22 protein-coding genes are annotated in these 22,298 nt (G+C 59.9%); 11 read left to right on the forward strand and 11 right to left on the reverse strand.

Annotated elements, in window-relative coordinates; genetic code table 11:
• Positions 1-181: 181 nt before the first annotated feature.
• On the reverse strand, positions 182-3,076 hold the full coding sequence (locus BZL43_RS22680) for a ribonucleoside-diphosphate reductase subunit alpha (protein ID WP_095634361.1): 2,895 nt from the start codon (positions 3,074-3,076) through the stop codon (positions 182-184).
• A gap of 735 nt (positions 3,077-3,811) precedes the next feature.
• Here BZL43_RS22680 and BZL43_RS22685 point away from each other — a divergent pair.
• Positions 3,812-4,534, forward strand: coding sequence for a response regulator (locus BZL43_RS22685; RefSeq protein WP_095634362.1), 723 nt, complete (start codon positions 3,812-3,814; stop codon positions 4,532-4,534).
• The gene (locus BZL43_RS22690) at positions 4,531-6,141 is read left to right on the forward strand and encodes an ATP-binding protein (protein WP_095634363.1); all 1,611 of its coding nucleotides are present in this window, start codon (positions 4,531-4,533) and stop codon (positions 6,139-6,141) included. The genes BZL43_RS22685 and BZL43_RS22690 overlap by 4 nt, the downstream gene beginning before the upstream one ends.
• Positions 6,142-6,296: 155 nt before the next feature.
• Here BZL43_RS22690 and BZL43_RS22695 read toward each other — a convergent pair whose 3' ends face one another.
• Positions 6,297-7,022, reverse strand: coding sequence for a 4'-phosphopantetheinyl transferase (locus BZL43_RS22695; protein ID WP_218228040.1), 726 nt, complete (start codon positions 7,020-7,022; stop codon positions 6,297-6,299).
• A 217-nt stretch (positions 7,023-7,239) separates the two neighbouring features.
• Positions 7,240-8,031: a dienelactone hydrolase family protein gene (locus BZL43_RS22700; RefSeq protein WP_095634365.1), complete on the reverse strand. Its 792-nt coding sequence runs from the start codon at positions 8,029-8,031 to the stop codon at positions 7,240-7,242.
• Between the two features lie 145 nt (positions 8,032-8,176).
• On the opposite strand from BZL43_RS22700, the gene BZL43_RS22705 reads away from it, so the two are divergent.
• The 3 genes from BZL43_RS22705 to BZL43_RS22715 all read left to right on the forward strand — a co-directional run bounded on the left by BZL43_RS22705 (position 8,177) and on the right by BZL43_RS22715 (position 11,027).
• Positions 8,177-8,779, forward strand: a complete 603-nt coding sequence (locus BZL43_RS22705; protein WP_095634366.1) for a hypothetical protein — start codon at positions 8,177-8,179, stop codon at positions 8,777-8,779.
• A gap of 227 nt (positions 8,780-9,006) precedes the next feature.
• Positions 9,007-9,684, forward strand: coding sequence for a response regulator (locus tag BZL43_RS22710; protein ID WP_095634367.1), 678 nt, complete (start codon positions 9,007-9,009; stop codon positions 9,682-9,684).
• The gene (locus tag BZL43_RS22715) at positions 9,681-11,027 is read left to right on the forward strand and encodes an ATP-binding protein (protein ID WP_095634368.1); all 1,347 of its coding nucleotides are present in this window, start codon (positions 9,681-9,683) and stop codon (positions 11,025-11,027) included. Before BZL43_RS22710 ends, BZL43_RS22715 begins: the two co-directional genes overlap by 4 nt.
• Positions 11,028-11,341: 314 nt before the next feature.
• Here BZL43_RS22715 and BZL43_RS22720 read toward each other — a convergent pair whose 3' ends face one another.
• Positions 11,342-12,355 carry an AraC family transcriptional regulator gene (locus BZL43_RS22720; RefSeq protein WP_095634369.1) on the reverse strand — a complete coding sequence of 338 codons (1,014 nt, stop codon included), beginning with the start codon at positions 12,353-12,355 and terminating at the stop codon, positions 11,342-11,344.
• Positions 12,356-12,695: 340 nt separating this feature from the next.
• On the opposite strand from BZL43_RS22720, the gene BZL43_RS22725 reads away from it, so the two are divergent.
• Positions 12,696-14,030, forward strand: coding sequence for a dicarboxylate/amino acid:cation symporter (locus BZL43_RS22725; RefSeq protein ID WP_095634370.1), 1,335 nt, complete (start codon positions 12,696-12,698; stop codon positions 14,028-14,030).
• Positions 14,031-14,187: 157 nt separating this feature from the next.
• Positions 14,188-15,369, forward strand: coding sequence for a CaiB/BaiF CoA-transferase family protein (locus BZL43_RS22730; RefSeq protein ID WP_095634371.1), 1,182 nt, complete (start codon positions 14,188-14,190; stop codon positions 15,367-15,369).
• 110 nt (positions 15,370-15,479) lie between these two features.
• Here the strand turns inward: BZL43_RS22730 and BZL43_RS22735 are convergent, their stop codons facing one another.
• On the reverse strand, positions 15,480-15,974 hold the full coding sequence (locus tag BZL43_RS22735; RefSeq protein WP_095634372.1) for a SprT family zinc-dependent metalloprotease: 495 nt from the start codon (positions 15,972-15,974) through the stop codon (positions 15,480-15,482).
• Positions 15,975-16,131: 157 nt separating this feature from the next.
• Positions 16,132-16,734 carry a Yip1 family protein gene (locus tag BZL43_RS22740; protein ID WP_095634373.1) on the reverse strand — a complete coding sequence of 201 codons (603 nt, stop codon included), beginning with the start codon at positions 16,732-16,734 and terminating at the stop codon, positions 16,132-16,134.
• 394 nt (positions 16,735-17,128) lie between these two features.
• Here BZL43_RS22740 and ttcA point away from each other — a divergent pair, with 394 nt between their 5' ends.
• Positions 17,129-17,953, forward strand: a complete 825-nt coding sequence (gene ttcA / locus BZL43_RS22745) for a tRNA 2-thiocytidine(32) synthetase TtcA (RefSeq protein WP_095634374.1) — start codon at positions 17,129-17,131, stop codon at positions 17,951-17,953.
• Between the two features lie 126 nt (positions 17,954-18,079).
• Complete coding sequence (locus BZL43_RS22750) at positions 18,080-18,754, forward strand: DNA-3-methyladenine glycosylase I (RefSeq protein WP_095634375.1); 675 nt, start codon at positions 18,080-18,082, stop codon at positions 18,752-18,754.
• A gap of 113 nt (positions 18,755-18,867) precedes the next feature.
• Here the strand turns inward: BZL43_RS22750 and BZL43_RS22755 are convergent, their stop codons facing one another.
• Genes BZL43_RS22755 through arsC form a run of 3 tightly spaced genes read right to left on the reverse strand, consistent with a single transcriptional unit; the run spans position 18,868 to position 20,241 of the window.
• The gene (locus BZL43_RS22755) at positions 18,868-19,293 is read right to left on the reverse strand and encodes a DUF2069 domain-containing protein (RefSeq protein WP_095634376.1); all 426 of its coding nucleotides are present in this window, start codon (positions 19,291-19,293) and stop codon (positions 18,868-18,870) included.
• 1 nt (position 19,294) lies between these two features.
• A complete protein-coding gene (gene wrbA / locus BZL43_RS22760; RefSeq protein ID WP_095634377.1) occupies positions 19,295-19,891 on the reverse strand; it encodes an NAD(P)H:quinone oxidoreductase in 597 nt (198 codons plus the stop codon).
• A complete protein-coding gene (gene arsC / locus BZL43_RS22765; protein WP_095634378.1) occupies positions 19,888-20,241 on the reverse strand; it encodes an arsenate reductase (glutaredoxin) in 354 nt (117 codons plus the stop codon). Before arsC ends, wrbA begins: the two co-directional genes overlap by 4 nt.
• Before the next feature lie 114 nt (positions 20,242-20,355).
• On the opposite strand from arsC, the gene BZL43_RS22770 reads away from it, so the two are divergent.
• The gene (locus tag BZL43_RS22770) at positions 20,356-20,823 is read left to right on the forward strand and encodes a TlpA disulfide reductase family protein (RefSeq protein WP_095634379.1); all 468 of its coding nucleotides are present in this window, start codon (positions 20,356-20,358) and stop codon (positions 20,821-20,823) included.
• 111 nt (positions 20,824-20,934) lie between these two features.
• Here BZL43_RS22770 and BZL43_RS22775 read toward each other — a convergent pair whose 3' ends face one another.
• Positions 20,935-21,339 carry an META domain-containing protein gene (locus tag BZL43_RS22775; RefSeq protein WP_095634380.1) on the reverse strand — a complete coding sequence of 135 codons (405 nt, stop codon included), beginning with the start codon at positions 21,337-21,339 and terminating at the stop codon, positions 20,935-20,937.
• Complete coding sequence (locus BZL43_RS22780) at positions 21,339-21,773, reverse strand: hypothetical protein (RefSeq protein WP_007899088.1); 435 nt, start codon at positions 21,771-21,773, stop codon at positions 21,339-21,341. Before BZL43_RS22780 ends, BZL43_RS22775 begins: the two co-directional genes overlap by 1 nt.
• A gap of 134 nt (positions 21,774-21,907) precedes the next feature.
• Here BZL43_RS22780 and BZL43_RS22785 point away from each other — a divergent pair, with 134 nt between their 5' ends.
• The gene (locus BZL43_RS22785; protein WP_095634381.1) at positions 21,908-22,294 is read left to right on the forward strand and encodes a hypothetical protein; all 387 of its coding nucleotides are present in this window, start codon (positions 21,908-21,910) and stop codon (positions 22,292-22,294) included.
• Positions 22,295-22,298 lie beyond the last annotated feature (4 nt).

The raw sequence follows: 22,298 nt of genomic DNA on the forward strand, positions 1-22,298 counted from the left end.
TTCGCTCGACAGCTCCTACGTTGATCCCTGTAGGAGCTGTCGAGCGAAGCGAGGCTGCGATCTTTTGATCTTAAGAGGCTGCGATTTTTTGACTTAAAGCAGGCAAAAGAAAACCCCCGACCAGCCAGAGGCTCATCGGGGGTTATCGAGGTCAGCGCCTTTCAGCGCTCACCGACTCAGCTTATTGGCAAGCTTCGCAATCCGGCTCGTCGATGGCGCACGCCTTCGGCACTGGAGCAGGGCCGGCAGGGGCTGCCAGGACCGAGTCGTCGCCGTGGTTGCCGCCGCTGGAAACAGCGTTCAGCTTACCGGTGTTGATGGTCGACTTCTCGGTGCTGGTCGCGGCCAGGGCACGGAGGTAGTAGGTGGTTTTCAGACCACGGTACCAGGCCATGCGGTAGGTCACGTCCAGCTTCTTGCCCGAAGCGCCGGCGATGTACAGGTTCAGCGATTGAGCCTGGTCGATCCACTTCTGACGACGGCTGGCCGCGTCAACGATCCACTTGGTGTCCACTTCGAATGCAGTCGCATACAACTCTTTGAGTTCTTGCGGGATGCGCTCGATCTGCTGTACCGAACCGTCGTAGTACTTCAGGTCGTTGATCATGACCGAGTCCCACAGACCGCGAGCCTTCAGGTCGCGAACCAGGTACGGGTTGATCACGGTGAATTCGCCCGACAGGTTCGATTTCACGTAGAGGTTCTGATAAGTCGGTTCGATCGACTGCGACACGCCAGTGATGTTGGCGATGGTCGCGGTCGGTGCGATGGCCATGATGTTGGAGTTACGAATACCTTTCTGTACACGGGCGCGAACCGGTGCCCAATCCAGGGTTTCGTTCAGGTCGACGTCGATGTACTTCTGGCCACGCTGCTCGATCAGGATCTGTTGCGAATCCAGCGGCAGGATGCCTTTGGACCACAGCGAACCCTGGAACGTCTCGTAGGCGCCGCGCTCGTCGGCCAGGTCGCAGGACGCCTGGATCGCGTAGTAGCTGACCGCTTCCATCGACTTGTCGGCGAACTCGACGGCGGCGTCGGAACCGTAAGGGATGTGCTGCAGGTACAAAGCGTCCTGGAAGCCCATGATGCCCAGACCGACCGGACGGTGCTTGAAGTTGGAGTTCTTCGCTTGTGGCACCGAGTAGTAGTTGATGTCGATAACGTTATCGAGCATGCGAACAGCGGTGTTCACAGTGCGTTGCAGCTTGGCGGTGTCCAGCTTGCCGCCCACGATGTGGTTCGGCAGGTTGATCGAGCCCAGGTTGCAAACGGCGATCTCGTCCTTGTTGGTGTTCAAGGTGATCTCGGTGCACAGGTTCGAGCTGTGAACCACGCCCACGTGCTGCTGCGGGCTGCGCAGGTTGCACGGGTCTTTGAAAGTCAGCCATGGGTGACCGGTTTCAAACAGCATGGACAGCATTTTGCGCCACAGGTCTTTGGCCTGAATGGTCTTGAACAGCTTGATCTTGCCTGGGTACTGGGACAGGGCTTCGTAGTACTCGTAACGCTCTTCGAAAGCCTTGCCGGTCAAGTCGTGCAGGTCCGGAACTTCGGATGGCGAGAACAGGGTCCACGGGCCATCATCGAAGACGCGCTTCATGAACAGGTCAGGGATCCAGTTGGCGGTGTTCATGTCGTGGGTACGACGACGATCATCACCGGTGTTCTTGCGCAGTTCGATGAACTCTTCGATGTCCATGTGCCAGGTTTCCAGGTAGGCACAGACAGCGCCTTTGCGCTTGCCACCCTGGTTGACGGCGACGGCGGTGTCGTTCACCACTTTCAGGAACGGTACAACGCCCTGGGATTTGCCGTTGGTGCCCTTGATGTACGAGCCCAGCGCACGAACCGGTGTCCAGTCGTTGCCCAGGCCACCCGCGAATTTCGACAGCATGGCGTTGTCGTGGATCGCGTGGTAGATGCCCGACAGGTCATCTGGCACGGTGGTCAGGTAGCAGCTCGACAGCTGTGGACGCAAAGTACCGGCGTTGAACAGGGTCGGGGTCGAGGACATGTAGTCGAAGGACGACAACAGGTTGTAGAACTCGATCGCACGGTCTTCCTTGTTCTTCTCTTCGATTGCCAGGCCCATGGCCACGCGCATGAAGAAAATCTGCGGCAGTTCGAAACGCACGCCATCCTTGTGGATGAAGTAACGGTCGTACAGGGTTTGCAGGCCCAGGTACGTGAACTGCTGATCGCGCTCGTGGTTGATGGCCTTGCCGAGTTTTTCCAGGTCGAAGGACGCCAGAACCGGGTTCAGCAATTCGAATTCGATACCTTTGGCGATGTACGCCGGCAGCGCCTTGGCGTACAGGTCGACCATTTCGTGGTGAGTCGCGCTCTCGGCGACGCCCAGGAAGTTCAGGCCTTCGGCACGCAGGGTGTCCATCAGCAGGCGGGCGGTCACGAACGAGTAGTTCGGCTCACGCTCGACCAGCGTACGGGCGGTCATCACCAGGGCGGTGTTGACGTCGGTCAGGGCCACGCCGTCGTACAGGTTCTTCAGGGTTTCGCGCTGGATCAGGTCGCCGTCGACTTCTTCCAGGCCTTCGCACGCTTCGGTGACGATGGTGTTCAGACGACCCATGTCCAGAGGTGCAAGGCTGCCATCGGCGCGGGTGATGCGGATCGACGGGTGAGCCTGTACCGCGTCCTCGGCAGGGGCACGTACAGCACGCTCCTTGGAACGGGCGTCGCGGTAGATCACGTAGTCGCGGGCCACTTTCTGCTCGCCGGCACGCATCAGGGCCAGTTCGACCTGGTCCTGGATTTCTTCGATGTGGATGGTGCCGCCCGATGGCATGCGACGCTTGAAGGTGGCGGTGACTTGTTCGGTCAGGCGGGCAACGGTGTCGTGGATGCGCGACGAAGCGGCAGCGGTGCCGCCTTCAACTGCAAGAAACGCTTTGGTGATGGCGACGGTGATTTTGTCATCGGTGTAAGGAACGACAGTCCCGTTTCGCTTGATCACGCGCAGCTGGCCAGGCGCGGTGGCGGACAGATCCGAAGTCGAATCGGCGGCCTGCGGCAAGGTGCCCTGCGGGTTCTCGCGAGTTGTGTCGGTTTGCATGGGGGGTTGTCTCCACATTCTCTATGTTTGTTTGGGCACCATAACGATGCCCACCGTTCCGTCCTGAAGCACTACAACCGGCGAGCGCCGGACATAACAACTTCGGGACAGTAGGAAGAAGGCTATTGATGCCGCTTCCATGCCGAAGTCTTTGGTCTCACGCCTTGGGCCTGAGACCGGAGTTCCTGTCGGGGGCAGTTTGAGGACTGCAACACCCGTACCGTTTTCGCCATTTCGGTGTGAAAAACAGCAGCCATCCGCAGGTGCGGTTTGGTCTTTCGAAAATACGTTTGGTTCAACCCGTTGGAAGCAAGAAAATACTTGAGTTTCTTGTCTGATTCGTGTTTGGGTTTTTTAGTGAAAAACCCCATATGTAGGGTTTTTTTTCACGCGGGCTACAAGATAGTGCGTTTTTGGGGGTGTTGCAACGTACTACCTGTGGATAAACCTGTGCGTAAATTGTGAGTGAAAGGTGGAATCAGCGTGTAAGCCGCGACGCTGCTGGAGCGGACTATTTTTCATCAATTTTCAATGATCGAAAACGCTCAAGCGAATTTTTAAGGGCGCGAACCCTATCACAAAAAAACGCTGTGTCCGAACGCATTTACCTGCTTGTGTTCCAGACGTGCGCCGTTTATACAATCGGCCAATGCAGATGCATTCTTATCCTCCCCAATCATTACAAAAAGACGGGCGGATCCTTCCTTTAAGTGATGTTGGCAAGCAGAGGTCACCGTGGAGCAAGAAGTCTGGCAGGTATTGATTGTCGAGGATGACCAGCGTCTGGCCGAACTGACTCGCGACTACCTGGAAGCCAATGGCCTGCGTGTGTCGATCGAGGGCAACGGCGCCCTCGCCGCGGCCCGCATCATCAAGGAGAAACCGGACCTGGTGATCCTCGACCTGATGCTCCCGGGCGAAGACGGCCTGAGCATTTGCCGCAAGGTTCGCGACAAGTATGACGGCCCGATCCTGATGCTCACCGCGCGCACCGATGACACCGATCAAATCCTTGGCCTCGACCTCGGTGCCGACGACTATGTGTGCAAACCGGTGCGTCCGCGTTTACTGCTGGCGCGCATCCAGGCCTTGTTGCGGCGCAGTGAACCCCCTGAAACCGCGCCCGAAAAACAACGCCGTCTGCAATTCGGTCCGTTGGTGGTGGACAACGCGTTGCGCGAAGCCTGGCTGCATGACAAAGGCATCGAGTTGACCAGCGCCGAGTTCGATTTGCTCTGGCTGCTGGTGGCCAATGCCGGGCGTATTCTGTCGCGCGAAGAGATTTTCACCGCGCTGCGCGGGATCGGTTATGACGGCCAGGACCGCTCCATCGACGTGCGCATCTCACGCATCCGCCCGAAGATCGGCGATGACCCGGAGCATCCGCGACTGATCAAAACCATCCGCAGCAAAGGCTATCTGTTCGTTCCTGAAGCCTGCGCAGATTTGTCGCTGTGAACTCGATCTTCCTGCGCATCTACGGCGGCATGTGCGCGGCGCTGATTCTGGTGGCCGTGCTTGGCGTGCTGGCCTTGCACCTGCTCAATCAGGTGCGCAGCGAGCAATACCGCGAGCGTCTGGCCCACGGCACGTTCTCGTTGATGGCCGACAACCTGCAGCCGATGAACGAAACCGAGCGTCACCGGGCCTTGCTGGTGTGGGAGCGCTTGCTCGGGATTCCATTGGCGCTCAAGACATTCCCCCAGACCGGTCTCGACCTGACCCAGCGCACCCGTGTACTGCGCGGCCAGGTCTTGGTGGAGCAGACCGGGCCGCACGCGGCGAAGGTTTACCGCTTGGTCAGCGACAAGGAACAACTGGTGCTCACCGGGGAAGTCCAGCAGATCAGCGAGCAACTGGCGCGAGCGACCATTTACCTGTTGGCCGATGAACTGGTGCGTTTCCCGGTGGCCGAGCAGCCCAAACGTCTGGCGCAATTGAAGGAAGAGAAGGGTTTCGGTTTTGACCTGAAGCTGGTCACGATCGATCAGGCCGACATGGACGAAGACCAGAGCCGGCGCGTATCCGAAGGCGACACGGTGATGGCGCTGGGCAAGGGAGGGGATTCGATCCGGGTGTTCGCCGGCATGGTCGGTACGCCGTGGGTGCTGGAAATCGGCCCGCTGTATCAGATGAATCCTTACCCGCCCGAGTGGCTGGTGCTGATCGCGGCCCTCGGCCTGAGCCTGATCGGTTTGATTGTCTATCTGTTGGTGCGTCAGCTGGAGCGCCGTTTGCGCGGGCTGGAAGCCGCCGCCACACGCATCGCCAAGGGCAGCCTGGAAACCCGCGTACCGGCCCGCGGCGCGGACTCGGTGGGGCGTCTGGCCTCGGCGTTCAACGGCATGGCCGAGCACTTGCAGCAATTGTTGGCGATTCAGCGAGAACTGGTGCGCGCCGTGTCCCATGAACTGCGCACGCCGGTGGCGCGCTTGCGGTTTGGCCTGGAGATGATCGGCTCGGCCACCACGCCTGAGGCGCTGGAAAAATACCGCGAAGGGATGGACCACGACATTGAGGACCTCGATCGGCTGGTCGATGAGATGCTCACCTATGCGCGGCTGGAGCAGGGCTCACCGGCGCTGAATTTTCAGCGGATCGATCTGGATGCGTTGGTCAATCAGGTGATCGAAGAACTGGCGCCACTGCGCGCCGAGGTCACGGTGCAGCGCGGTTTGTGCCTGTCGGCTGCCGATTGCGACGACGCCTGGGTCGAGGCCGAGCCACGCTACCTGCACCGGGCGTTGCAGAACCTGGTGAGCAACGCCATGCGCCACGCCCATTCACGGGTGACCGTCAGTTATCAGGTCGGCCAGCAGCGCTGTCGGGTCGATGTCGAGGATGATGGGCCGGGCGTGCCGGAAACGGCCTGGGAGAAAATCTTCACCCCGTTCCTGCGCCTCGATGACAGCCGCACCCGTGCCTCGGGCGGGCATGGGTTGGGGTTATCGATCGTGCGGCGCATCATCCATTGGCATGACGGGCGAGCATTGATCGGCAAGAGCAAAAGCCTGGGCGGGGCCTGTTTCAGTTTGAGCTGGCCGAGGAATCAGGAGCGGCGGTGAGGTTGGGCATATGACCTGTAGCAGCTGGCGAAGCCTGCGTTCGGCTGCGAAGCAGTCGTCAAACCATACATCCGCGGTGTTTCAGGCAAATCGCGTGCTCAGGATTTACGACTGCTTCGCAGCCGAACGCAGGCTTCGCCAGCTGCTACAGGGCTTCAGGCCTTGATGCTGACCAGGCTCAACAACTGCCCATCCATCACCGCAAATTGCGCGTCCAGCTCAGTGCCGCTACGCCATTCACCGGACAGGTCAGTCAGCAACCGCAACCGCACTTCACCGCCCGCGCTCCACTCCAGCACTTCGGCGTGTTCGAAATAAAAGCGCTTCTGCACAATAGGGTAGAGCGCCTTGAACAGACTCTCCTTCACCGAAAACGTCAACGTCACCAGCATCGCCAATTGATCGCCTGCCCCGGCAGCCATGCGCTGCATTTCAGGCCCGGTGAGAATTTCCCCGGCCAGGCGTTCGGCACGCTCTGCGTCGAGCAGGTTTTCCAGGTCCATTCCCAAGCCACGCCAATGGGCTTTATTCGCGACAATCGCTGCGGCCCGGCCGGTGCTGTGGGTGATTGAACCAGTGATGTGCGCCGGCCATACCGGGGCGCGGTCTTCGCCGATGGCGGGAATGAAGCTCAGCCCCTCCAGTTGTTGCAACGCCGCCCGGGCGCAGACTCGCCCGGCGAGAAACTCGGCCTGGCGCTTGGCTACTGAACGCTGAATGCTCGCAGGCGGCTCGATGGCGCTGCGCTGGAAATCATCACTGGCCAGTTGCCTGGTATCGAAGTGGGTGCCCAACAGGACGGTATCGGCCAGCACAAACGGCAGCGGCCAATGGGCGTCGAGTGGGGTGCAGCAGACGGGTAGGGCGGGGACGGGATTCATGACGGGCATTTTGCCGTCTGGCGCGATTGCTGGGTAGTGGCAGCACGGCTTTTGTGGCGAAGGGGCTTGCCCCCGTTGGGTTGCGAAGCAACCCCAAACCCTGCAATCGCGTTTCGATAGATACAACGCGTTCGCCGGTTCACGACTGCTTCGCAGCCGAACGGGGGCAAGCCCCCTCGCCACAGGGAGCAATGCTCGGCTCAGTGCTGTCGGTGTGTCAGCCAAATATCTTCTTGAAAAACGCCTGCATGTCCGCCCAGGACTTCTCATCGGCGGTCTTGCTGTAACCAATGTCCGGCCCGCCGTGGTCGCCATGGCTCAGACGATCCGCCTCCGGATTGCTGAACCCATGCTTGGCGCCTTCGAGGGTGACGAATTTGTAGTCGGCACCGGCCTTGTCCATTTCCGCTTTGAACGCCGCCACGTTTTCCGCGGTGACCATGCTGTCCAGATCGCCATGCTCCACCAGGATTTTCGCCTTCACGCTGCCAGGCGTCGCTGGCGTATTGGTCACCAGCGCGCCGTGGAAACTCACCACGCCCGCCAGCGGCACACCTTGACGCGCCGCATCCAGCACCACTTTGCCGCCGAAGCAATAACCGATGGCCGCCAGTTTGTCCGGATCGGTCTGCGGTTGTTTCTTCAGCAGGTCGAGCCCGGCCTGAAACCGTGCGCTGGCTGCTGCGCTGTCCTTCAATGCCGCTTGCATGAAGGCCATGGCATCCTTGGCATGTTCGGTGTTCTTGCCGTCGCCAAACATGTCGATCGCCAGCGCACTGTAGCCAAGACCGGCCAGATCACGGGCGCGGCGCTTGGCGTAATCGTTGAGGCCCCACCACTCATGCACCACCACCACGCCCGGGCGCGGGCCTTTGATGGCGTCGTCGTAGGCGTAATAACCGATCAGCTTGGTGCCGTCGGCACTCTGGTAGGGAATTTCCTGGGTCTGGATGGCGGCCTGGCTGACCCCGCTCAGAGCCAGTAACACGAGGGCGAGGAACACACGCATGATCAAATCTCCATATTAAGAATCGTCAGGACAGCGTAGTCGATTTGATTCAGCTCAGGTTCAGTGTGCGTTCAGGGGCCGTACAGGGAGGGGGCAGTAACCTTGCCCCGTACCCAAAAAGCACATAGCTCATGAGGAAACCCCAATGACTACTTTTAAAAAACTGCTTCTGGCTTTCACCATGCTGGGCGCCAGTGTGGCAGCCCACGCCGACACCACCAATTTCGCCGGCCTGAGCTTTGGCCAGACCAGCGACAAGGTTAAAAAATCCAGCGCCCTGAACGACAATCTCAACCACCCGAATGCCGATGGTGTGATTGGCAAGGACAACACCTGGGGCGTGCGTCTGGGCCAGCAAGACAGCAAGGGCCGCTACTACGCCACTTACGACAACGTATCGGGCTCGCACAATGGCATTAAACTGCGTCAGGAAAACCTGCTGGGCAGCTACGATCTGTTCTACCCGTTGGGCGGCAGCACCAAACTATTCGGCGGTGCCACGGCCGGTTTGACCAAGCTGACCCAGGATTCGCCAGGCTTCAGCCGCGACAGCGACATCGGTTACGCCATTGGCGGCCAGGTCGGTGTATTGCAGCAAGTTTCGCAAAACACCTCGGTCGAGCTGGGTTACCGTTACCTGCGCAGCAACGCCAGCACCGAGATGAGTGAGCGCGGCGGCAGCAAACAGGGTTCGCTGGACTTGACCAGCAGCGCCCAGACTTACCTGTCCGCCAACTACGCTTTCTAAAAAGTGTTTGGCGGCCAGTCGGTTAAGCCGCACAACCGGTGGGAGCGGGCTTGCCCGCGATGACGGCAACACATTCACCATTGATGTGTCACCGATCGCTATCGCGGGCAAGCCCGCTCCCACAGGTTCTGCGGCTTGATTGCTGGCGTCGCCCTGTCAGCCATTGAGGTGCTGTGCCTTTGCATATATTGCGCCTTTGGAGATGTTGATTTGCCCAGGAGAGCGTTATGAAATTGCTGGTCGTCGAAGATGAAGCGCTGTTGCGCCATCACCTGCAAACCCGCCTGACCGATAGCGGCCATGTGGTCGAATCCGTGGCCAACGCCGAGGAAGCGTTGTACCAGGCCGGGCAGTTCAACCATGACCTGGCGGTGATCGACCTCGGCCTGCCGGGCATGGGCGGGCTCGACCTGATTCGTCAATTGCGCTCCCGGGGCAAAACCTTTCCGATCCTGATCCTCACCGCGCGTGGCAACTGGCAAGACAAGGTCGAAGGCCTCGCCGCCGGTGCCGATGACTACGTGGTCAAGCCGTTCCAGTTCGAGGAGCTGGACGCTCGCCTCAATGCCTTGCTGCGCCGCTCCAGCGGTTTCACCCAGTCGACCATCATCGCCGGGCCGCTGTTGCTGGACCTCAATCGCAAACAGGCCTGCCTCGATGAACAACCGTTGGCGCTGACCGCGTACGAGTACCGGATCCTCGAGTACCTGATGCGCCATCACCAGCAAGTGGTGGCCAAGGACCGCTTGATGGAACAGCTCTATCCGGATGACGGCGAGCGCGATCCGAATGTGATCGAAGTGCTGGTCGGCCGCTTGCGCCGCAAACTCGAAGGCCCGGCCGGCTTCAAGCCAATCGATACCGTGCGTGGCCTTGGCTACCTGTTTAACGAGCGCTGCACTTGATTCGTTCCCTTCGCGTCCGGTTGATGCTCGCCGCCACCCTCCTGGCGGTTTTATTCATGCTGGCGTTGCTGCCGGCGATGCAGGGCGCGTTCAGCCTGGCCTTGCAGGACTCTATCGAGCAGCGCCTGGCGTCGGACGTCACCACGCTGATCTCTGCTGCCCGGGTGAATAACAACCGCTTGCAGATGCCGGCGCAACTGCCCGACGAACGCTTCAACCTTACCGACAGCCGATTGCTCGGCTACATCTATGACCGCGAAGGTCACCTGGTCTGGCGCTCGAAGGCTACCCAGGAAGAGAAGATCAACTACAAACCGCGTTACGACGGACGCGGTAACGAGTTCGCAAGGATTCGCGAAACCAACGGGGAAGAGTTCTTCGTCTATGACGTCGAGGTCAAACTGCTCGGCGGCCAAAGCGCAGCGTTCAGCATTGTCGCGTTGCAACCGGTGCGCGAATACGAAATCACCGTCGAAGGCCTGCGGGAAAACCTTTATCTGGGCTTTGGTGCGGCTTTGCTGGTGTTGCTCGCCTTGCTGTGGATCGGTCTGACCTGGGGCTTGCAGGCGTTGCGCCGGCTGAGCCAGGAACTGGACCAGATCGAAAGCGGCACCCGGGAAAGCCTCAGCGAACAACACCCGCGTGAATTGTTGCGCCTGACCGGCTCGCTCAACCGTTTGTTGCACAGCGAACGCGAGCAGCGCAGCCGTTATCGCGATTCCCTCGACGACCTGGCCCACAGCCTGAAAACTCCGCTGACGGTGTTGCAAGGGGTCAGCGAAGACATGGCGCAAAAGCCGCAAGAGCGCGATCAGGCCTGGGTGCTGCAAACCCAGATCGAGCGCATGAGCCAGCAAATCAGCTATCAACTGCAACGCGCCAGCCTGCGCAAAAGCGGCCTGGTGCGCCACCAGGTACGCCTGCGCCCGGTACTGCAAAGCCTCTGCGACACCCTGGACAAGGTCTACCGCGACAAACAGGTGCGAGTCGCTTTCGATCTGTCCGATCAATGTTATATGCCGATCGAGCAAGGTGCCTTGCTGGAAATGATGGGCAACCTGCTGGAAAACGCCTATCGCCTGTGCCTCGCCGAAGTGCGCATCAGCGTGCGCGAAACCCTCGGCGGCATTGAGTTGTGCGTCGAGGATGATGGGCCGGGCGTGCCACCGGATCAGCGCGCGCGGATTCTGCAGCGGGGCGAACGGCTGGATCGCCAGCATCCGGGGCAGGGGATCGGGTTGGCGGTGGTCAAGGACATCATCGAGAGCTACAGCGCGAAGCTGACGCTGGGGAATTCGCCAATGGGCGGGGCGGCGTTCCGGGTTCATTTTCCGGGGGGTTGAACCTGTCACTGATCGTTCCCACGCTCCGCGTGGGAATGCCTCAAGGGACGCTCCGCGTTCCAGCTCTGAAGGGACGCGGAGCGTCCCGGGCTGCATTCCCACGCGGAGCGTGGGAACGATCATAAACAGTGGTGTTTAAATAACCTCGATCCGCGAGGCTAGCGAAGAACCTGTAACCGATCGTTCCCACGCTCTGCGTGGGAATGCCTCAACGGACGCTCCGCGTTCGGCTCTGGAAGGGACGCGGAGCGTCCCGGGCTGCATTCCCACGCGGAGCGTGGGAACGATCATCGCAGAGCGTGGGAACGATCATCTTAAAGCTCTTGGGCCCGATAGGCCCCCGGCGTCAACCCCGTCCATTTCTTGAACGCCCGGTGAAACGCCGACGGCTCGGAAAACCCCAACTGCTCGGCAATCTGTTGCAACGACAGATCCGCGCGCCCCAGGTGATAAATCGCAATGTCCCGCCGCAACTGATCCTTCAATTCCTGAAAACTCGTGCCTTCTTCGCGCAAATGCCGGCGCAAGGTTTGCGGGCTGATGTGCAGGTGCGCGGCCACGGCTTCCAGGTCCGGCCAGCGAGCACTGTCGCGGCTGAGCAAGCGCCGCAACTGGCTGCTCAGGCTGTCGCCTTCGTCGGGGCGCGATAGCAGGTCGGCGGGGGAGCGCTCGAGAAAGTGCTTGAGGGTTCGTTCGTCCTGCAACAGCGGCATGTTCAGGTAGCGACTGTGAAACAGCAGGCTGCTTTGCGCCGTCGTGCTCTTTGCGTCGGCAAAGCTCAGCGGGCAGGAAAACAGCAAGTCGTATTCGGCCCCGTGTTCGGGCCTGGGGTAGCTGAACGTGGCCTGCTCCAGACGAATGCGCTGGCCTATCAGCCAACTGCCGAACCGATGCCAGATCACCAACAGGCTTTCGCTGAGGAAATGGTCCGGATCCCACAGCGGCGAATCGTCCAGGCTCAGGCGAACCATCTCGCCTTCGCGGCTCAGCGTCAGACGCGGCGCGCCGGGGAACAGGCTGTAAAACAATAGTCCGCGATTGAGCGCTTTCTCCAGGGTGCGGCAGTGAATCACCGCGTGGCACATCATCGCGAAGCTGCCGGGTTTGCTCGGCGCATGCCCGAAGCCCAGGTATTCATCATCCAGAGCCAGCCATAGACCCTGGATCAATCGGGCGAACTGCTCGGGTGCGATTCGGGCGCGCGGCTCCTCGAGCAACTCGGGGCTGATCCCCAGTTGCTGCAACAAACTTGAATAGTCGTAGCCACGCCGACGCGCGCCACCGAGGGCGGCGCGGGCGAAATGACTGGCGATGGTGCGTTCGCGCATAGGGGGTAGGTCCATCCATTGAGCAATGGATGGTAGCGGTGCCTGTCGAGAATGAACAAGGCGGATATCCGCCAAATTGCAGGACGAGGTTCGGCTGGCGGGCGGAAATCCGCCACATCGTTGTGACGGGGCAGTGACCCCAAAAAACCTGTAACCCTTGATGTCACAAGGCTGGCGGGGTTTTTTTCGAAGGTGGCACGACGCTTGCGATACAAGCCGCAGAGGTCTGCCGGCGTGCAGCTCGACAAAACAAATCCCTCCAGTGCAGGAGGGTTCGCAATTGAGGTGTCAGGGGCAACAGATGGATGTTGCTACTGAGGCACTCTTGAGGAACTTTGCAATGACGACTCGTCAGCCACTGTATAAATCCCTGTACTTCCAGGTGATCGTTGCCATCGCTATCGGCATCCTGCTCGGTCACTTCTACCCGCAGACCGGTGTAGCCCTCAAACCGCTGGGTGACGGGTTCATCAAACTGATCAAAATGGTCATCGCGCCCATCATCTTCTGTACCGTCGTCAGTGGTATCGCCGGCATGCAGAACATGAAATCGGTCGGCAAGACCGGTGGCTATGCGCTGCTGTACTTCGAAATCGTCTCCACCATTGCCTTGCTGATCGGTCTGATCGTGGTCAACGTCGTGCAACCGGGTGCCGGCATGCACATCGACGTGACGACCCTGGACACCAGCAAAATCGCTGGCTTCATCTCCGCCGGTAAAGACCAGAGCATCATTGCTTTCGTCCTCAACGTGATCCCGAACACCATCGTCGGCGCCTTCGCCAACGGCGACATCCTGCAAGTGCTGATGTTCTCGGTGATCTTCGGTTTCGCCCTGCATCGCCTGGGTGCCTACGGCAAACCGGTGCTGGACTTCATCGATCGCTTCGCTCACGTGATGTTCAACATCATCAACATGATCATGAAGCTCGCTCCAGTCGGCGCGTTCGGTGCGATGGCTTTCACCATCGGTGCCTACGGTGTCGGTTCGCTGGTGCAACTCGGTCAGCTGATGATCTGCTTCTACATCACCTGCATCCTGTTCGTGGTTCTGGTTCTGGGCGCCATCTGCCGCGCGCACGGTTTCAGCGTGATCAAACTGATTCGCTACATCCGTGAAGAACTGCTGATCGTGCTGGGCACTTCCTCTTCGGAATCCGCGCTGCCACGCATGTTGATCAAGATGGAACGCCTGGGTGCGCAGAAATCGGTTGTGGGTCTGGTGATCCCGACAGGCTACTCGTTCAACCTCGACGGTACCTCGATCTACCTGACCATGGCGGCGGTGTTCATCGCTCAGGCGACTGATACGCCGATGGACCTCACTGCCCAGATCACCTTGCTGCTGGTGCTGCTGTTGTCCTCCAAAGGCGCTGCGGGCGTGACCGGCAGTGGCTTCATCGTGCTGGCCGCTACCCTGTCTGCCGTCGGCCACTTGCCGGTTGCCGGCCTGGCGCTGATCCTGGGTATCGACCGCTTCATGTCCGAAGCCCGTGCGCTGACCAACCTTGTGGGTAACGCCGTGGCTACCATCGTGGTCGCCAAATGGGTCAAAGAGCTGGATGAAGACACGCTGCAAGTCGAGCTGGCTTCCGGCGGTCGCGGTATCTCCGACGAGCGTGAAGTAGACGACCTGGGCGTGGCCGAAGGCCCGGCTCCGGCTAGCCTCAAGTAAGCGCTTCACTGACATACAGGCTGCACTGAAAAACCCGCTTCGGCGGGTTTTTTCATGGGGGCGATTTGAGCACAACGGTCACCGCCGCTGACACATAAGGTGATTGCTGCACTGTCCTCGGCTGCCTAGGCTTGGGGGATTGCACTGGAGAACGCTTATGCTCGGTCCACTGGTATCCCTCAAGGTTCTGGATTTCTCTACACTGCTGCCGGGGCCGTTCGCCTCGTTGCTGCTGGCAGACATGGGCGCCGAGGTGCTGCGCATCGAATCGCCGACCCGCATGGACCTGCTGCGAGTATTGCCACCGCATGATCAAGGCGTGTCGGCCAGCCATGCGTACCTCAATCGCAACAAACGCAGCCTGGCGCTGGACCTCAAGCACCCCGAGGCGCTGGAGGTGATCAAACAATTGCTGCAAGACTACGACATCGTGCTGGAGCAGTTTCGTCCCGGCGTGATGGACCGGTTGGGTTTGGGGTATGACGCCTTGAAAGCGATCAACCCGAAGCTGATTTATGTGTCGATCACCGGTTATGGCCAGACCGGCCCCTACAAAGATCGCGCCGGTCACGACATTAACTACCTGGCGTTGGCGGGGCTTTCGAGCTACACCGGTCGCGCCGACAGCGGCCCGGTGCCGTTGGGCATGCAGGTGGCGGATGTCGCGGGCGGCTCGCTGCACGGGGTGATCGGTCTGCTGGCGGCGGTGATCGCGCGACAGCAGACAGGGCAGGGGCAACATCTGGATGTGAGCATGACCGACTGCGCCTTCAGCCTGAACGCCATGGCCGGTGCCGGGTACCTGGCCTGCGGGGTTGAGCCGGGCAGGGAAAATCAGATGCTCAATGGCGGCAGCTTCTACGATTACTACCGTTCCCGCGATGGACGCTGGTTGTCGGTGGGCAGTCTGGAGCCGGGTTTCATGCAGCAACTCTGTACGGCGCTGGGCCGGCCGGAACTGGCGGCCCAAGGGCTGTCGCCCGAGCCGGCCCGGCAACAGGCGCTGAAGGAGGCGTTGAAAGTTGAATTCGAAAAATACGACTTTGCCCAGTTGTGTGAACTGTTCGCCGGGGTCGATGCCTGCGTCGAGCCGGTGTTGAGCCTGGGCGAAGCGGTGCGGCATCCACAGTTGAAGGCGCGGGAATTGGTGACGGAGGTACCGAGGGGCGATGGTTCGACTCAGGCGCAGATGGCTTGCCCGTTGAAGTTTTCGGATGGGTTGCCTGAGCCTCGGCATATTGGCGCGACGCTGGGAGCGCATACCGATCAGGTGTTGGGGGAGTTGGGGTTCAGTGTTGAGCGGATCGAGGAATTGCGGCGTGCCAGGGTCGTTACATAGATCGTTCCCATGCTCCGCGTGGGAATGCATCCCGTGACGCTCCGCGTCACAGTGGACGCGGAGCGTCCATCGCGGCATTCCCACGCAGAGCGTGGGAATGATCATGTGGGTCACTCGACCCGCATCTCGCCACTGAACACCAATGTGCTCCTGCACCGCCGACACAAATACCGTCGCCCCTGTCTCACCAGACCATGTCGCTGCGCCGAAAACGGGAAATCGCTGTCGGGGCAGGGGCATTTGTAGATGTAGCGGGTCACGCTGCGGCGTTTGACGTCGTAGGTGTGGCAGCGGTTGGGCGGCAGTTCGTACACACCGCGCATGATCAGTTGCCACTCTTCGCCGTGAGGCTGGATGCGATCGCCGAACAGTTGATGGGCGATCAGGTGCGCGACTTCGTGCGCCACGGTCTGCTTGAGGAAGTCTTCGGTGTTTTCCCGGTACAGCTGCAGATTGAAACGCAGCAGGTTCTCGTGCAAATGCGCGACACCGGCTTTTTGCCCGCGCAGCTTGAGGCTCACCACAGGGCGTTTGAAAGGTCGTTTGAAAAAGGATTCGGCTTGTTGGAAACAATCTTCGACGCGGGTGTTGAGTTGCTCGGGCATGCTTGATGGATCTCCAGAGTCGTCGAGTATGCCGCAACCCTCGGGACTTGCGAATCGCCGAGGTGCCGAATGGTCGTACCTCCTGCTCTTTCCTGGAGCTAGAAGGCCGCCTTGCGGCGGCCTGTGTTGGCAGATCTTGTTTTTGGTGGGGGTGTTGCTAATTCGTATAGACCGGCCCCACGCCGAGTCCCCAGACAATCACCGTGAACGCCATGATCGCCACCAGCACCACCAGTCCTACGGCAAGCACCGAGCTTGAAAACAGAAATCCCTCGTCCGACGGAATGTTCATGAACGTTGGCAAGCCCACATACAGCAAGTACACCGTGTAGCAGACGGCCGCGGTGCCGACGATCATCCCCAGCCACAGGTGCGGGTACAGCGCCGCCAGGCCGCCGATGAACAGCGGCGTTGCGGTGTAGGTGGCGAACGCGACACAGCGTGCCAGGCTCGGGTTGGCGTCATAGGTGCGAGCCATCCAGTGAATGAACGCGCCCATCACCGCGACACCGCCAAGCATCGCCAGGTACGACATGATGGTCATCCACAGCGCGCTTTCCATGGTCAGCATCACCGGCGCCCGGTTACCAATGACCCAACCGACCTGCGTGGTGCCGATAAACGCCGATACGGCAGGGATCGCCGCCAGAATCAGGGTGTGCGTGAGGTACATGTGGCTGATGCTTTCCTCCTGGTCGCCACGGATTTCTTTCCATTCCTGGTCAGGGTGGGTGAAGAGCCCCACTACGTGATGGATCATGCCAGTCACTCCTCTTGTTGTTGCCATCGCCCCCCAGCGGAGCGCTTACGGGCCAAAGTGGCCAGGTAAGTACAGGTCTGAATACGTGTGCGACCTTATGCCGCAGTATAGAAAGGAGTTGCCGGAAATAGTGCGAGGGGCTTAGAGCAAATCGCGCTGTAAATGTTATGGGTAATCGCCGATGGGTCTGTGCCTTTTAAACCCTGTGGCGAGGGGGCTTGCCCCCGTTGGGTCACGAAGTGGCCCCCAATCAGTCGACTATATTTTCCAAGAGGAACCGCAGTGTTTGTTTTACGACTGCTGCGCAGCCGAACGGGGGCAAGCCCCCTCGCCACAAGTGCAATGTTTTTGCGTAAAATGCCGGCCTTTCGTCACACCTCACGGATTTCGCGTCATGGGCACTCTTACGGTCAACCAGAACAAACTGCAAAAGCGCCTTCGCCGTCAGGCGGGTGAGGCTGTCGCCGATTTCAACATGATTGAAGATGGCGACAAGGTCATGGTCTGCCTGTCCGGTGGCAAGGACAGCTACACCATGCTCGATGTGCTGATGCATTTGCAGAAAGTCGCCCCGATCAAGTTCGAGATCGTTGCCGTGAACATGGATCAGAAACAGCCGGGCTTTCCTGAGCACGTGCTGCCGGCTTACCTTAAAGAACTGGGCATCGAGTACCACATCGTCGAGAAAGACACTTACTCGGTGGTCAAGGAGCTGATTCCGGAAGGCAAGACCACCTGCTCGCTGTGCTCGCGCCTGCGTCGCGGCACGCTCTATACCTTTGCCGATGAAATTGGCGCGACCAAAATGGCCCTCGGTCACCACCGTGACGACATCGTCGAGACGTTCTTCCTCAACATGTTCTTCAACGGCTCGCTCAAGGCCATGCCGCCCAAGCTGCGCGCCGATGACGGGCGCAACGTGGTGATCCGTCCGCTGGCCTACTGCAACGAAAAAGACATTCAGGTTTACTCGGACTTCAAGCAATTCCCGATCATCCCCTGCAACCTCTGCGGCTCCCAGGAAAACCTGCAACGCCAGGTGGTCAAGGAGATGCTGCAGGAGTGGGAACGCAAGACCCCGGGCCGTACCGAAAGCATTTTCCGCAGCTTGCAGAACGTGATTCCGTCGCAATTGGCGGACCGCAACCTGTTCGATTTCACCACCCTGAAGATTGACGAAACGGCGGCTTCGCGCTTCGTCAACGTTGTAAACCTCTAAACACAATCACGGTGGGTGCCAGCAGGCTGGCTCCCACATGATGAACTGCCCCCCAAAAGTTGGACACCGATCCTGTCTTTTGGGGGGCAGTTCATGAGTCTATTCACTTACTCATCAGGAAAGGGCATGCGCGATTACAAGTGGCTGCACGAATACTGTCTGAACCGCTTCGGTTCGGCGGCTGAACTGGAAGCCCATTTGCCCGTTCCCAAGACCCCGGCGCAATTGCGCAAGATCAGCGACGATCGCTACCTCTCGACCATGGCGTTGCGGGTATTCCGCGCCGGGCTCAAGCACAGCCTGGTGGACGCCAAGTGGCCGGCTTTCGAAGAAGTGTTCTTCAAGTTCGACCCGGAAAAAGTCGTGCTGATGAGCGCCGAACACCTGGAACGCCTGATGCAGGACGCGCGGATCATCCGCCACCTGGGCAAGCTCAAGAGCGTGCCGCGCAATGCTCAGTTCATTCTGGACGTGGCCCAAGAAAAGGACAGTTTTGGCGCGTTGATCGCCGAATGGCCGGTGACCGATATTGTCGGCTTGTGGACCTATCTGAAGAAACACGGGCATCAGTTGGGCGGGTTATCGGCACCGCGATTCTTGCGCATGGTCGGCAAGGACACCTTCGTGCCCAGCTATGACGTGGTGGCAGCGCTGAATGCGCAGAAGATCGTCGACAAGGTGCCAACCAGTTTGCGGGACATGGCCACGGTGCAGAATGCGTTCAACCAGTGGCACGAAGAGAGCGGTGGGCGGCCGATGAGCCAGATTTCGATGATGCTCGCTTACACAGTGAATCATTGAGACCGAGTTGAGCCCATCGCGGGCAAGCCCGCTCCCACAGGTATTGGATTGAGCACAAAATATGTGAACGACTCCGGTCCTGTGGGAGCGGGCTTGCCCGCGATAGGGGCCTTTCAGGCGACGCTGGTCTGGCCTTCACCCGCCAACTTGCGGTTCAATTGATACCGCCACCGCACATACAACATTGCCGAGCAGAACACCGCCAGGCTCGCGCCCATCTCCAGTAACCCGAACAGCTGCCGGTTCGGGTCGTACGCGGCCAATGCGCCTTTCATGAAATACAGGTTCACCACAAAACACATCCACGAATGCCCGCGGGCGCTGCCAACGATCATCCCCGGCGCCAGCAATAGCAGTGGCACCAGTTCGATCAGCAGAATCACCCACGGTCGCGCGCCATGCAGGTCGGCGAATACCAGGTAGTAGGCGCAGAGCAGTCCCACCAAGCCGAAAAAGCACAGCAGGCTGATGATGCGCATCGCCCGTACTCGCGGTTCGAGCCATTCGATGGAAGGCAGAATCTTCGGCTTTTTGGCCATCTCAGCTCACCAACTTTTGCGCAGTCTTCGCCAACCGCAGGCCCAAGGCCCGGCACAGCGCAACTTCGTGTTCATTCAAACCGCTTTTACCATCGGCCCCAGCGTGATGGCTGGCGCCGTAAGGCGTGCCGCCACCGCGGGTTTCCAGCAGCGCCGACTCGCTGTAAGGCAGGCCGGTGATCAGCATGCCATGGTGCAGCAACGGCAACATCATCGACAGCAGCGTGGTTTCCTGGCCGCCGTGCAGGCTCGCGGTGGAGGTGAAGACCCCGGCCGGTTTGCCCACCAGGGCGCCGGTCAGCCACAGATTGCTGGTGCCATCGAGAAAGTACTTCAAGGGGGCGGCCATGTTGCCGAACCGGGTCGGGCTGCCGAGGGCCAGGCCGGCGCAGTTTTTCAAGTCGTCGAGGCTGGCGTACAGCGCGCCTTCATCGGGAATGTCCGGCGACACGGCTTCGCATTCAGTGGAAATCGCCGGCACGGTGCGCAATCGGGCTTCAAGGCCGGCTTGCTCGACACCCCGGGCAATCTGCCGGGCCATTTCATTGGTCGAGCCGCTGCGGCTGTAATACAGCACCAGAATGTACGGCGCGCTCACGGCAGCAACTCCAGCACTTGCTCCGGCGGACGGCCGATGATGGCTTTGTCGCCGACTTCCAGAATCGGCCGCTCCATGAGTTTCGGGTGCGCGGCGATGGCCGCGATCAATTGCGCCTCGCTCAGGCTGCTGTCGGCCAGGTTGAGGGTTTTGTACTCATCCTCGCCCGTGCGCAGCAATTGCCGGGCGCTGATGCCGAGCTTGCTCAGCAGGCTCTGGATTTGCGCGGCGTCCAGCGGCGTTTCCAGGTAACGGACCACGGTCGGGGCCAGGCCACGATCCTGGAGCAGTTCGAGCGCACCGCGGGATTTCGAGCAGCGCGGGTTGTGATAAAGCGTCAGATCGGTCATGTGCGGGTCGCATCTTGCGTAAGGTGGCGGCTATTCTAACCGTGCGGCGCGTAATCCAGAACCTTGGGAGGCGATGGGTCGCCGGTGTATTTCATTTTTGACAAGGATCCGGACATGACAAGGCGACTGGCAGCGGCATTGGCGATCTTGGGGGCATTATTGCTGGGGGGCTGCGGCAATGACTATGGCGTCGACCAGAACGGTCATAAAGTCGCCGCCGAACGTCTGGACCAACAATGGCTGGTGCTCAATTACTGGGCCGAGTGGTGTGGTCCGTGCCGTACCGAGATTCCCGAATTGAACCTGCTGGCCGAGCAGCTCAAGGGCAAGAAGATCGGAGTGTTCGGGGTCAACTTCGACAATGTGCAGGGCGAAGAGCTGAAAAGCGCCAGCGAGAAACTGGGCATCGCCTTCACCGTGCTGGCCCAGGACCCGGCCGACCTTTTCGAATTGCCGCGCAGTGAAGCGTTGCCGGTGACTTACATCATCGATGACAAGGGCAAGGTGCGGGAACAGTTGATGGGCGAGCAGACGGCGGCGGGGTTGATGGCGAAGCTTGAGGCGTTGCAGGCCAAGAACTAAAAGCAAAAGATCGCAGCCTCGCCAGGGCTCGACAGCTCCTACAAGATGTTCGGCAATCCATGTAGGAGCTGTCGAGCCCTGGCGAGGCTGCGATCTTTTCGGGGCTGATGATCAACCCTCTTCAAGCCACCAACGCAACGGTTTGCCTTGCGCCGGCCAGAAGCGCATCTGGTCGAGCGGTGAAACGTCCCAGCGCTGGACGTTTTCCAGCGCCTGCAGGAAGCGTTTTTCCTGCTCCATCAACGCAGGCGCACACATTTTGCGAGTGCTGCCGATCTTGCCGAAGCTCAACTTGTCGCCTTGCAGGGTATACGGCGCGAACCAGTGATTGCAGCCGCCATTGCCGTAGGCGCGACCGTCTTCATCGAGGGTAATGGTCAGGTGGCTGTAGTCCATCAACGGACGCTCGCCGATCCATTCCAGAATGTAGCTGCGGTTGTGTTGCAATTGCACCGGTTCGGCGGCGCAGCCCAACAGGCTGGCGCCGGCCATGGCGGTCAGAGCAAGGCGTATCATCACGCAGGCTCCTGGCACTTCTTGCACAGGTGCTTGTCGGCAACAGTGGCCCAGCCCAGCTCGGCAATGCGCGCAGTGGCCGCCGGTTTTTCGGCCTTGTTGCCCAGCTTGGCGTCGACCGCGAACTCAAAGCTCAGCTCTTTGGCGCAGCTGTCGCAATTGACTTTCCAGGTATGAATCGCCAGTTCGCCGAACACTGGACCACTGGCCACCGCGACCCATTGGCCCGGCGGGTTGATCAGGTGGCGAACCGTTTCGACGGTCAGGCGCATGGACAAGTCCTTACTGCCTTTAAGGGTCACGACCAACACGTCGTTATTACGAATCGAGCCGCCGTTGCCGGTGACTTGATAACGCCCCGGCACAAGGGCGCGGCATTCGGTGAGGGTGTGTTGCGGGTTCATCAGGCTATAGCGGAAATCGTGTTCGACCATGGGTCCTCCAAATATGCGCGATATGCTAGCACGGGCACGAATGCAGCATGGCGCGGGCATGTGACCTTCGATCTGGTTCAAATGACTTGCCGAGTCATGGCACACTGCCGCTTTTGTATCTCTAGGGAATGGAAATGGCGTTGATCGAATGTTTTGAGTGCAAGCAACGCATCAGCTCCATGGCGCCTGCCTGTATTCACTGCGGTGCACCTGCGCAGGCAGAAGCGGCTACATCGACAGCTACGCAGGCGCCTGTTTCTTTCGGGCGTTTACCGACCAATGAGAGCGTGCCGAGGGTGACCCCGGCCGCTTTCGGGCGCAAACGTAAAGCCGAGGTCGAGGCCGGGATTCCGACACCGGTACCCGGCGGGCGGCGTCCGGTGGAACTCTGGCTGAAACTGATGATTTTTCTTCTGCCGCCGTTTTTTGTCTGGTTCCTGCTGCGTCGCGGGCATTCGCTGGGGCAGCGCTTGCTGGGCTTCGGCTGGCTGGCCCTGATGATCCTTTTGTCCAAGTCCTGACCCG

It is taken from the genome of Pseudomonas sp. PICF141 (assembly GCF_002286815.1).
Taxonomy (GTDB): Bacteria; Pseudomonadota; Gammaproteobacteria; order Pseudomonadales; family Pseudomonadaceae; genus Aquipseudomonas.